Here is a 12,033-nt window from a genome sequence, read left to right as displayed (position 1 = left end):
CCCCAAGCCAGCCCCGACCCGCGTGCCCGCCAGCCCGACCCGCGGCGACGCCAAGGGCGAGCCGACGCCCAGCATCACTCCCAACTTCGCGCCTGACAGCAACTCCCCGAGCGACATCGCGCCGAAGAAGGCGGCGCCGAGCAGCGGCGGCGTCAGCAGGTAGGCCGCACCAGCGGAGCTCCCGGTCGCCGCTCGCTCACTCGGCTTTGTCGAGCAGCAGCAGCAGGGCCGGGAGCATCAACACGCTGGCGACCAGCGTGCAGCCGATCCCAATGACCATGGTCGCGCCGAGCTGGACCATGCCCAGATGGCGCCCGAGCAACAAGCCGGCGAACCCGACCATCGTCGTCAACGATGACAGCACCACGGCGTTGCCGGTCCCGCGGATGACCTCGTCGAGCCGGGCCCGGCCGCCGTGGGTCCGCGCGTTGAGCTCCCAGCGATGCATCATGTGCACGCCCGCGTCGATGCCGATCCCGAGCGTCAGCGGCAGCACGACGATCGTCGCGACGTTCAGCCGCAGGCCCACGATCGCAAACCCGCCGACCATCCACCCCATCCCGACCAGCACGGGGAACAGCGCGAGCAATGACTTGCGGAGGTTGGCGAAGTCGAGCAGCAGCAGGACGACGACCAGGCACAGCGAGAAGAACGCGGCGCGCTTGAACCCGTCGACGATCATCACGTTGTGGTGATACAGCGACACGCCCTGGCCCGCGGCCTGCGGGTCGACTGACTCGAGATCCTCGGTGAAGTGCCGCGCGGGTGCGTTGTGATCGGCACCCGAGGCGATGTCGCCGGCGGGGTACACGTAGAGCGAGATCCGCTCGCTACCATCCCGGGCCACGAACCGGAGCGCGAACAGCTTGGGCAGGTCACCCGGGACCCAAACGCCCCGCTCGGCGACGGCCCGCGCCGTGGTCCAGGCCGGCCCGAGCAGCGCGGCCATTTGATCTTCGATCTCGTCGAGGGTCGCCGAAGCCTGGGCGCGCGGCAGCGTGTCGAGCCGCTCCTTCAGCTGCGTGAACGCCTGCTTGGTCTGCAGGATCGGCGCGCTCGCGGTGCTGTCGAGGCCAGCCTGCTCAGCCGCGAACACCAGCTCGTCGAGCGCGTCGACGATCGCCAGGACCTGCTTGGCCAGCGCCGCCGGATCACGCTCACGGCTGGCGAGCTTGCGCCAGTCGGGGTTGCGCTCGAGCCCAGCGAAGTCGGCCCGCAGCCCGGCGAGCCGGTCGTCGGTCAGCTCCGGCAGCATGTCGGTCGGGCTGTCGACGCGGGCCACGCTCTGCATCGATCGCAAGCTGTCGGCCCGGCGTCGGGCCTGATCGAGATCGTCGGCGGTGACCCACGCGAACCAGGGGGTCATCGCCCCGTCCTTCTCGAGGGTCTGGAGTCCCTGCGTCGACTCCCACGACTTGGGCAGGAACTCCAAGAACCCGGGGTTGTAGGTGGGGGTGGCGGCGATCCCCAGCAGCGACAGGACCAGCCCGCCGAGCACGATCAACAGCGGGGAGCTGCGCGCCATTCGGGCCAGGAAGCTGATGTCGCCGAACGGTCGCGGCGGGTCCTCGTGTGCGCTCAAGTCACCGCGACCGAGCACGACCGGCAGCAGCAACAAGGTCGCGACCAGGGCGACGACCAAGCCGATCGCCGTGATCACGCCCATGCGGCCGTACGAGGTGAACTCGGTCGTTGCCACGGTCAAGAACGCCAGCGCGGTCGTGACGGCGCCGGTCACCACCCCCGGCCCCGCCTTGGACAGCGAGGAGAACAATGCCTCGCGGCGGGTCCGGCCCTGGCGCAGATCTTCGTCGTAGCGGGCGAGCAAGTGGACCGAGAAGTCGATGCCCAGACCCATGAGCACCGCGGCGAAGCTCGACGTGATCGGATCCAGCGTGTCGAACAGCAGGTACATGGCGCCGAGGCTGACCAGCGTCCCGACGCCGATCGGCAGCAACGCCACGGTCGCCCGCTTGAACGAGCGAAACCCGATCAACAGCAACAAGAAGATGCCGATCCCAGCGGCCGCGCTGGCCCGGACCATGCCGCTCGCGAGCGCGGCTTCCTCGTCGACGACCAAGAACGGCACGCCGGTCAGCGTGATCGAGACCTCGCTCGTTCCGTGGGCCAGCGCCTGGGCCCGCAGCCGCTCCACCGCCGGGCTGAAGTCGGCCACTTCGTCGCCCGCGAACTCGGGGAACGCCACGACGAGCAGCCGCTCTCCGTCGTTGCTGACGAAGTAGCCGTGCTCGTCGAGGCCGCGCTTGCGCAGCTCTTCGGTGTCCGGGAACGCGCTGGTCGCCGCGTCCCCGCCTGCGATCGTGCGCAGCAGCGCGTCGGTGTCGACCCCTGGACCGACCCCCGCGTCGCCAGCGAGCTTGGCGTCGAGCGCCGTGGCGAGCGCGGCGAGCTGCCCGAGCTGGGCGTCAGCGTCGTTGCGGTCGACCTCGATCTCACCGTCGAGGGCCGCGAGCAGCTGGGTCTCGACCAGGCCCAGCATGCCCTCGAGCCCGCGCTCGAGCGCCCCCGGTAGATCCGCGTCGGCTGGCAGGCGTCGGCGAAACTCCGCGAGCTGGCCGGGTGCGTGGACCAGCAGGGTCTCGGCGACGTCCTTGGCCTCGAGCCGCGCGAGCACCCGGCCGTGGAACATCTCGTCTTGCTCGAGCGCGCCAGCGAACCCGTCGACGACCGCGCGGCGCTGCTCGGGCGTGCCGCCAGCGATGATCGCCACCGGAGAGTCGTGGTGACCGAACTCCTGATAGAAGTTGACGATCCGCCGCTGGTACCAGTTGTCGCCGTCGACGAGCCCGACCCGCGAGGTCTTGATCGTCAGCTGGCTGGCGAACACCATCCCAACGACCGTCAGCAACGCCAAGACTACGGTGACCGTGACCGGCCACCGAAGCCCGAGGCGTCCGAACACGACGAAGAACTTGTCGCGCCGACGATCGAGTCGGTCACGCTGGGACATCGGCACCTGTTAGCTCTAACCGGGCCGTGAATGCAAGAGCTGGGCATCACTGGGTGGTGCGACCCCCACCCCGAACCTGCGCGGATCCGACAGCGTGAACCACCATGCGCGGGGAACCGCGTCCCAACCGCGATCGCGCAGGCCAGCTTGCCGGCGTGCCACCCTGCCAGCCCCCTGCCAGTCGAGTAGCTAAGCAGCTAAGAGCCGGTGTCTTCGAGGTCGGTCCCGTCGAGCTTGGTCAGCTTGCGACGCACGAGCTTCTGCAGCGGCGGCTCCGGAAGCAGGGGCTTGGTCACCACCGGCTCGAGCTCGACCTCTTCACGGGTCACGAGCTTGCGCCCGCCCACGCCGGCCGCCTTGCGCTTGGCCGCGGTCCGCTTGGTCTTGGCCTTGGTCTTGGCGGTGGTCTTGGCGGTGGTCTTGGCTGTGGTCTTGGCGCTCGAGCGTGCGGCCTTCTTCTTGCGGCCGGTCTTGGTCTTGGCCTTGGTCCCGGCTTGCTTCGCTGCGCTGACGGTGTTGAGCTGACGCTTGAGCTCGACGCTGGGCTTGAAGTCGACCGTCTCGCAAGCCTCGATGTCCATCGGCTCGAGCGTGCGCGGGTTGACCCCGCGACGACTCGAGCGCTGCTTCTTGGTGAAGGTCCCGAACTTTGGGTAGGTGAAGCGCGGGCTGGTCGAACGAGTCACGCGCGACCGCACGAAGTAGGCGGACAGCTCGGCGAACGCGAGGTCGAGGATCTTGACGATCACCTTCTTGGTGACCTCGGGCGGCAAGTCGCCACTCCGAGCGCTACGAGCGATACGATCGATCAGTTCGGCCTTCGTCATGGGCGTGAGAGAGCGAGGAGCGAGGCGTCGAAGGTCGTCGGGTCAACACGCACGATGCCACCTGCGGCGCGTACGATCGACCGAGACAAGGCTGGCCACTCTAGGGGCGAGGGCTCGGCGAGTCAACATCCTCGCCGTTGCGGGCCCCGAAGTTTGTCCGCTGTATTGGTTGTATCGGTCGCGGGGTGAGCCAGCGACACGGTGGTCTGATCGCTGCGCGAACCCACGTTCGAGTCGTTCCGTCGACACGCACGTTCGTGCACGAATTGATCAGGTGAACGGACAGCGGTAAGCGAAGTCGCTACCGCTCGTGCGCTGATGTCGGTGCACGCATGAGTGAGAGTGCACGCTCGAGATCATCGAGAACTTTTTGGTCTTCGGACTTGATCACGCCGCCACGATCTGTTTGTGCCCGTGGTCCGCGAGCGCCAGTCCCCTTGCGCTCGGTCCTGATTACGTAGGACGGGTGGTAGGTCACCACCACGGGGATCTCGGCGCCGGTTTTTGGCTCGCGATATCGCTGCGCCTGGCCCCGCATCTTGTACAGCGGCGCGTCGACGCCGAGCAGCAAGCAGCCCGCGAAGCGACCCAGCGCGACGATCACCTTGGGCTCGATCGCCCGCAGCTGCGCGTGCAAGAACGGCGCGCAGCGATCGATCTCGACTGGGTGTGGATCACGGTTTCCAGGCGGCCGACACTTGAGGACATTGGCGATGTAGACCCGATCTCGCCCGAGCCCCAGGTGCGCGAGCCAGCGATCGAGCCGCTGCCCGGCGGCGCCGACGAAGGGCTCTCCCAGGCGATCCTCGTCGGCGCCCGGTGCCTCGCCCACGAACATGAGGTCGGCCTCCGGGTCGCCAACGCCGAACACGATGTGCTGGCGCGTGGCCGCCAGCGGGCAGCGCTGGCAGTCGCCGACGTTTCGCTCGCGCAGGTAGGCGAGCTTCTTGGCCGCCGGCCATGCTTCGGCCCGCGTTGCGGTGACACGCGCGCTGGTGCCAGCCGGCGCCGCAGCCACGGGCGGCGCGACGACAGTCACGACCGGGGCGGCGTCCGGCGGCTGGGGGCGACGCGGTTCGACGACTGTGGCAGGAGCGGCGGCCGGTGTCGCGCCGGGCGAGACAGCGCGCGCCATCTCGGGCGCCGGAGCGCTCGCGTGATCGTGACCGGCTTCGCCATCGCCATCGTCATCGTCGACGGCGACGACGTCGTCGTCGTCTGCTTGCGAGCGCCGCATCTCGATCGGCGCCGCGCCGACATAGTGGACGCCCCGGAACTCTCGCAGGTGCTCGAGGTGACGCGCGAACGCCCGCGCGAGCGCCTCGACCTCCCCCTCATGCTCGGCCGTGCTCACGATCCACCTCCGCTCGGCCACCAGCGCGCCTCGAGCTGCGCGAGCATCCACTCGGCCAGCGCGAGCTTGGGCTGGGGTGGGCCAGCGTCGACGGCCTCGGCGTCCTCGGCGAAGATCATGAATCCCGCGTTGGTCGGGCTGCCGAACCCGACACCTGGGACGCCGACGCGATTGACGAACAGCGCATCGCAGCCCTTGCGCTCGAGCTTGGCCCGTCCGAGTCGGCGCAGCTCGGCGCCCAGCCGCTCGCCCGCGTCGGCACCGGGCGGCGTGTCCACGGTCTGCGCGGCGAACCCCAAGAACCGGGTCCGCGGTCGGTGACGCGCGGCCAAGGTTGCGAGGATGTCGACCTCCGCTCGCCAGCGCATGTCCGACAGCGACGCCAACACCCGATCCTTGTCCAGCTTGCCCGGCGACGGCTCGGCCGGGACCAGATCGGCGACCGCGGCGACCATGGCGACCAAGTCGATGTCCTCCCCGGCGAGCTCGCGCTCGCACGCGTCGAGCATCTGCGCGCCCGTCTCGACATCGACGCGACGAACGCCCGCCGGGGTCGGCAGCGCGACGGGCCCGGCGACCAGCACCACCTCGGCGCCGCTCGCCGCAGCCGCGGCGGCGATGCCAAACCCCATCTCCCCGGTCGACGCGTTGCTGATGAAGCGGACCGGATCCAGGAACGCGCGGGTGGGCCCAGCGGTGACCAGCAGCTTGCGACCGACCCAGCTGCGCCTCGTGGGCGTCACCAGCTCGGGGTGGGGCTGGCGATCGACCAGCGCCCGCGCAGCCGCGGCGATGATCGGTGGATCGATCATCCGGCCCTCGCCGATCCACCCGCACGCGAGCTCGCCCCGATCCGGCCCGACGAACGCAGCTCCGCGCTCGCGCAGTAGCGCGAGGTTGGCCTGCGTGGCCGCGTGCGACCACATGTTGGTGTTCATCGCGGGCGCCCACAGCACCGGCGCCCGCGTGGCCAGCAAGATCGTGGTGGCGAGGTCGTTGGCCATTCCCGCGGCGGCACGAGCCATGATGTCTGCGGTGGCGGGCGCGACCAACACGAGCTGCGCCCAGTCGGCGATCTCGATGTGGCCGACCCGCCCCTCTTCGGCGGCGTCGAGCAGGCTCTGACGGACCGGGCGACCGCTCACGGTCGCGAGCGAGAGCTCGGTGCAAAACGCCGCCGCGGCCGGGGTCGTCACGACCTGGACCTCGCAGCCCACGGCGATCAATTTGCGAACCAGGTCGGGCGCCTTGTAGGCCGCGATCCCACCGGCCACGATCAGCACGACCCGAGTCATCGCGGGGCAGTGTAGGGGATCCGCGTGGCGTGAATCCAACCTGATCGGCGCGCTACCCCAGCGGGACGCTGCCGATGACCTCGATGCCAAACCCCTCGAGCCCGACGATCTTGCGCGGGTTGTCGGTCAGCACGCGGATCGCTTTGACGCCCATGTGCTTGAGCACCTGCGCGCCGAGCCCGAACTCACGAAACCCAGACTCGCGCGGCCGCAGCCCCGGCGAGGCCGGCGCGCGACTGCGCATGCCTTGCAGGTCGAGCTGCTCGGTGACCTCGTGGCCGGGGCCGCCGAGCACATACAAGAACACGCCACGACCAGCCTCGTCGATCCGCGCCAGCGCCGAGCGCATGCGCGTGGCCGAGTCGTCGCCGAACCCAAACACGTCGCCGATCAGCTGCGCACGCTGGGCCCGGATCAAGACCGGCGCGCTGTCGTCGATCTCCCCCTTGCTGAGGGTGACGAACCGGCTGACCGGGCTGACCAGCGACCGATAGCTGCGCATGGTCCAGCCGTCGCGCTCGGTGATGCCGAGCACCGCCGACTCGAACGGAGCGGCGGCGATCTCTTCGATCAGGGACTCGCGCTGCAGCCGGTACTCGATCATGTCGGCGATGCACACGATCGGCAGGCCGTGCTCGCGGCCAAACGCCTCGAGGTCGTCCATGCGGGCCATCTCGCCGTCATCGCGCATGATCTCGCAGATCACCCCGGCGGCCGAGCACCCGGCGAGCCGCGCGAGGTCGACGGAGCCCTCCGTGTGGCCCGAGCGGACCAAGACCCCGCCCGGCTGGGCGCGCAGCGGGAAGATGTGGCCGGGGCTGACGATGTCTTCGGCGCCAAACTTGGGATCGGAGGCGACCCGGATCGTCTCGGCTCGATCGCCAGCGGAGATCCCCGTGGTCACGCCGCGCCGGGCCTCGATCGAGACCGTGAACGCGGTGCCCATGCTGCCGGGATCGGTCGGGACCATCATCCGCAGGCCGAGCTGCTCGATTCGCTCGGTCATCAGCGACAGGCAGATCAGCCCGCGCCCATGCTTGGTCATGAAGTTGACGGCGTTGGCGTCGCAGTGCTGGGCCGCGATCACCAGGTCGCCCTCGTTCTCGCGGTCTTCGTCATCGACCATGATGACCATGCCGCCGCGACGCGCCACGTCGATCGCGTGCTCGACTCGCTCGAAAGGATGAGATTGTTTGATCACGGCTGCACCTGCTCGCTGGAGGACTGCGTTGACGGGGAAAACTGAAGGAGTCGCTCGACGTAGCGCGCGAGCATGTCGACCTCGAGGTTGACCTTGGCCTGGTCGCCCGTCTGGTCGCCGGCCTGACCGACCAAGTCGACCAAGCCGCCGAGGGTCGTGATCGCGAGCGTGTGGGGGATCAGCCCGACCATGAACCCGACCTCGTCGACCTGGTTGACCGTGAGGCTGACGCCGTCGACGACGATCGAGCCCTTGACCGCGATGTAGCGGCGCAGCGGCTCGGGTGCCCAAAACCAGCACTCGCGGGCGGTCCCGCGCGGCTCGACCGTGCGCAGGTGACCGACGCCGTCGACGTGGCCGCTGACGAGGTGCCCCCCGAGCGCGTCGCCGAGCCGCAGCGAAGGCTCGAGGTTGACGACCGACCCAGGCTCGAGGGCCCCGAGGGTGGTGACCGCCAGGGTCTCGAAGCCGACGTCGGCGACGAAGTGTTGGTCACTCGACTCGGTCACGGTCAGGCAGACCCCGGCCACGCACACGCTCGCCCCGATCGTTCGATCGGCCGCGGCGAGCTGGGCCGCGATGACCAGGCGTCGACTGTGTGGGCGCTGGCTGAGCTCGCGGACACAGCCAGTGGTCTGCACCAAACCGGTGAACACGGGCGGGGTATAGCACCCCCGTGCGGACCCGGAGCCGGTTCGGGCTCACCTCACACGCGGCGCCGACACTGGAGCGTACACACACAGCTGATCGACCCCCAGCGTGCGCGTACGCAAGAGCTCGAGTCGCGGCGCGTCGGCGACGCTGGTCCACCCCACCCCCGCGATGACCGGGCGCCCTTCACCGAGCACGAGCGGCGCGCGATACAACCACAGCTCTTGCCACGCGCGCGCGGCCACGAACGCACCGAGCAGGCGGCCGCCACCCTCGACCATCAGCGAGCGCACGCCCCGAGCACCGAGCTGGTTGAGCGCGGCCTCGATGTCGACACCGCCCGCGTCGCGCTCGGGCAGCTCGAGGGCTTCGGCGCCGGTCCTGGCCAGCGCCGCGCGAGCGCGCTTCGAGGCCCGGTGGGTGTGCAGATACAAGACGCCCGGTCGCAGCAGCTCGAACCCTCGCCCCGCGCTGGCCACCCGCAGGCGAGGGTCGAACACGATCGGATCCGGGCTCACGCCACGCACCAGGCGGACGTCGAGCCTCGGGTCGTCCGCGAGCACCGTCGCCGCGCCCACGGCGATCGCGTGATGCCGCGCCCGCAGCCGATGAGCGCTGCGGCGCGCGGGCTCTCCGGTGATCCACTTGCTATCACCGCTCGCCGTCGCGAGGGATCCGTCGATCGACGTCGCAGCCTTGAGCGTCACGAACGGTCGACCACGCGCGACCTGGTGGAGATAGTGGCGGTGGACCTCCCGCGCCCGCTCGGCGAGCAGCCCGAGCTCGACGATGACGCCGTGCGCCCGCAACCGACGAACGCCCGCGCCGGCCACGTGCGGGGCCGGGTCTTCGATCGCGGCGACGACCCGCGTGACCCCGGCGCCAAGGATCGCGTCGACGCATGGCGGCGTGCGGCCGCGGTGGCTGCACGGCTCGAGCGTCACGTAGAGCGTCGAGCCCTTGGCCGCGCGGCCGGCCTGGACGAGCGCCCGGACCTCGGCGTGATCGCCACCGGTGACGTCCGATCGCGCCTTGCCGAGCAGCCGACCACGCTTGACGATCACGGCTCCCACGCACGGGTTCGGGTAGGTCGAGCCGGTCCCCGCGTTGGCCAGGCGCAGCGCCTCGCGCATCCAGTCGACGTCGCTCACGCTCACTCGCCACCAGTCCACGCGGCGCCCCGGCCCGCGCTCGCGGGAGCGGCGGACGCAGACGCCGGGCCGGCGACTTCGGCCGGCTCGTCCGCGGCTGGCTTGCGCGCCGGCTTGCGCTTGCGGGGCACCAACCCCGGCTCACCGCTGTCATCCTCGCCGTCCGCACCCAGCTCGGGAAACAAGGTCCGCTGGCCCTCGATGTTGACGCGCTCGGCCTTTTGCATCTCGCGGAGCAGGTGCTCGAACTCGGCGATCGACTCGAAGCTGCGGTAGACCGACACAAACCGGACGTACGCGACCTGATCGAGCACGTAGAGGTGATGCATGATCCGCTCGCCCAGAGCCTCGGAGCTGAGCTCCCGATCACCTTGGGTCGACGCCCAGGTCTCGATCTGCGTGACGATGCGATCGAGCGCGTCGGACGGGATGCCGCGCTTGCGACAGGCGATGTCGAGCCCGCGACGGATCTTGCTGCGATCAAACGGTTGGCGCTCGCCGGTCCGCTTGAGCACGATCGGCAGGGTCTCGTCGATCCGCTCGCGGGTCGTGAAGCGGTGCCCACACTCGTTGCACACACGCCGCCTGCGGACCCCGTCGCGACTGTCGCGCGAGTCGACCACCTTGGTGTTGCGTCCGCCGCAGACCGGGCACTCCACCGCGGGTCAGCTCCCCTCCCCGTGTTGTCGGGTCAGGGATTCGATCAGCTCGACTCGGTTCGCGTGACGGCCACCCTCGAAGCTCGCCTCGATGAACTCGCGCAGCAGCAGCTTGGCGAGCCCGGCGCCGAGCACCCGCTCACCGAGGCACAGGACGTTGGCGTCGTTGTGGGCGCGGGCCATCTGGGCGCTGAACCCGTCGGCCACGACGCCCGCGCGAATGCCCGGGATCTTGTTGGCGGTCATCGCCACACCTTGGCCAGTCCCGCACACCAGCAGGCCGTACACGTCAGCGGCTCCGCGCGCGCGGTCTCGCAGGACCCGCTGGCAGACCTCGACGGCGATGGAGGGGTAGTCGACCCGCTCCGTGGCGACGGCGGGGCCCGTGCGACTGAGCACCGCGTGGCCCGACTCGCCCCCCCACTCTTCGAACTCGGCGATCAAGGCATCGAGCAGCGTGACGCCGCCGTGGTCGCTCCCGACGTGGAACTGCATGACTGGTTTGTACCCCATCCACGGGCCGCTCGCGTGGGGAGAGAGCGCCCGCCCGCGCGGGAGTTGGATCCTCCGGCGGTGGAGCGAGGCACGCGTCGCGCGGCGGGGTCGACCACGGGCGCCGTCAGGGCGCGCGCTTGAACAGCAAGCAGGCGTTGGTGCCACCAAACCCGAAGCTGTTGGACAGGGCGTACTCGACCTCGACCCGCCGGGCCTCGTGCGGGATGTAGTCGAGATCGCAGCTCGGGTCCGGGTCGTCGAGGTTGATCGTCGGCGGTAGCACGCCGCGCTGCAGCGCGAGGCAGCACAGCGCGCCTTCGACGGATCCGGCGGCGCCGAGCAGATGGGCGTGCATCGACTTGGTCGACGAGACCTGCAGCTTGTCTGCGTGGGCCCCAAACACCTGGCGGATCGCGCTGGACTCGATCTGGTCAGCCGCGGTCGAGGTCCCGTGCGCGTTGATGTAGCCGACCGCGTCACCGCTGACGCCCGCGTCCTCGAGTGCCAGGCGGATGCACGCCTGCGCGCCCTCACCGTTGGGACTCGGCGCGGTCACGTGGTGGGCGTCGGAGTTGGCCGCGTAGCCGACGAGCTCGGCGATGATCGTGGCACCGCGGGCCTTGGCGCGGTCCATGTCCTCGAGGACCAACAGCCCGCAGCCCTCGCCCATCACGAAGCCGTCGCGGCTCTTGGTGAACGGCCGCGACGCCTTGGTCGGCTCGTCGTTGCGCTTGCTCAGGGCTCGCGCGGCGGCGAAGCCACCCACGCTCAAGGCGGTGATCGTGGACTCGGTGCCGCCGGCGAGCATGACGTCGGCGCGACCGTAGCGGATCGCCAGATAGGCCTCACCGATCGAGTGCGCAGCGGTCGAGCACGCGGACACGTGGCTCATGAGCGGGCCCTTGAAGCCCTGAAAGATCGAGATCTGGCCGCCCGCGAGGTTGATGATCAGCGCGGGGACAAAGTACGGGCTGATGCCGTGGCGCCAGCCCTTCTCGCGCATCGCCAGATGCGTCGACTCGATCGTGGTGATCCCCCCGAGGCCCGAGCCCACGTAGACCCCGGTGCGCTCGGCCGGGGGCCGATCTTCATGCAGGCCCGCGTTCTCCAGGGCCATGTACGAGGCCGCGACCGCGTACTGAATGAACAAGTCCATCTGCCGCAGGTACTTCTTGGAGAAGTACTTGGTCGGCTCGAAGTCCCGCACCTCGGCGGCGATCTGCGTGGGCAGCTCGCTCGCGTCGAACTTGGTGATCGGACCCACGCCACTGCGGCCCGCGATCACGGCCTCCCAGGTCTGCTCGGTGTCGAGCCCGAGCGGCGTGATCATGGAGGTTCCTGTGACGGCTACTTTGCGCTCTGCCACGTGTGTCTCGTGTGTCTTGGCTAAACCCTGGGTGAATGGGCGGGCGCCCGCACGATCGGGGGC

The 12,033-nt window shown here is 69.8% G+C and carries 10 protein-coding genes; all 10 read right to left on the bottom strand.

The features are described from left to right. Positions 1-196 precede the first annotated feature (196 nt). Positions 197-2,971, bottom strand: coding sequence for an MMPL family transporter (locus tag ENSA7_RS16645; RefSeq protein WP_106090280.1), 2,775 nt, complete (start codon positions 2,969-2,971; stop codon positions 197-199). A 197-nt stretch (positions 2,972-3,168) separates the two neighbouring features. Continuing rightward, positions 3,169-3,798, bottom strand: coding sequence for an HU family DNA-binding protein (locus tag ENSA7_RS16640; RefSeq protein WP_106090279.1), 630 nt, complete (start codon positions 3,796-3,798; stop codon positions 3,169-3,171). Positions 3,799-4,099: 301 nt separating this feature from the next. Then, positions 4,100-5,152, bottom strand: coding sequence for a uracil-DNA glycosylase (locus ENSA7_RS16635; protein ID WP_146157771.1), 1,053 nt, complete (start codon positions 5,150-5,152; stop codon positions 4,100-4,102). Continuing rightward, positions 5,149-6,447, bottom strand: a complete 1,299-nt coding sequence (gene coaBC, locus ENSA7_RS16630) for a bifunctional phosphopantothenoylcysteine decarboxylase/phosphopantothenate--cysteine ligase CoaBC (protein WP_106090277.1) — start codon at positions 6,445-6,447, stop codon at positions 5,149-5,151. Before coaBC ends, ENSA7_RS16635 begins: the two co-directional genes overlap by 4 nt. Before the next feature lie 52 nt (positions 6,448-6,499). After that, positions 6,500-7,648 carry a 3,4-dihydroxy-2-butanone-4-phosphate synthase gene (gene ribB, locus ENSA7_RS16625; protein WP_106090276.1) on the bottom strand — a complete coding sequence of 383 codons (1,149 nt, stop codon included), beginning with the start codon at positions 7,646-7,648 and terminating at the stop codon, positions 6,500-6,502. Then, entirely contained in the window at positions 7,645-8,304 is a 660-nt protein-coding gene (locus ENSA7_RS16620) for a riboflavin synthase (RefSeq protein ID WP_106090275.1), read from the bottom strand. Before ENSA7_RS16620 ends, ribB begins: the two co-directional genes overlap by 4 nt. Before the next feature lie 45 nt (positions 8,305-8,349). Further along, positions 8,350-9,450 (bottom strand): bifunctional diaminohydroxyphosphoribosylaminopyrimidine deaminase/5-amino-6-(5-phosphoribosylamino)uracil reductase RibD, encoded by a 1,101-nt coding sequence (gene ribD / locus ENSA7_RS16615; protein ID WP_146157770.1) that lies wholly within the window; start codon positions 9,448-9,450, stop codon positions 8,350-8,352. Positions 9,451-9,452: 2 nt separating this feature from the next. Further along, on the bottom strand, positions 9,453-10,109 hold the full coding sequence (gene nrdR, locus ENSA7_RS16610; protein ID WP_106090273.1) for a transcriptional regulator NrdR: 657 nt from the start codon (positions 10,107-10,109) through the stop codon (positions 9,453-9,455). Positions 10,110-10,115: 6 nt separating this feature from the next. Next, positions 10,116-10,604, bottom strand: a complete 489-nt coding sequence (rpiB, locus tag ENSA7_RS16605; RefSeq protein WP_106090272.1) for a ribose 5-phosphate isomerase B — start codon at positions 10,602-10,604, stop codon at positions 10,116-10,118. Positions 10,605-10,728: 124 nt separating this feature from the next. Further along, entirely contained in the window at positions 10,729-11,970 is a 1,242-nt protein-coding gene (gene fabF, locus ENSA7_RS16600; protein ID WP_106090271.1) for a beta-ketoacyl-ACP synthase II, read from the bottom strand. Between the last annotated feature and the right edge of the window lie 63 nt (positions 11,971-12,033).

This window comes from Enhygromyxa salina, from assembly GCF_002994635.1.
Lineage (GTDB): Bacteria > Myxococcota_A > Polyangia > Nannocystales > Nannocystaceae > Plesiocystis > Plesiocystis salina_B.
This window is presented reverse-complemented; position numbering and strand designations above follow the sequence as displayed.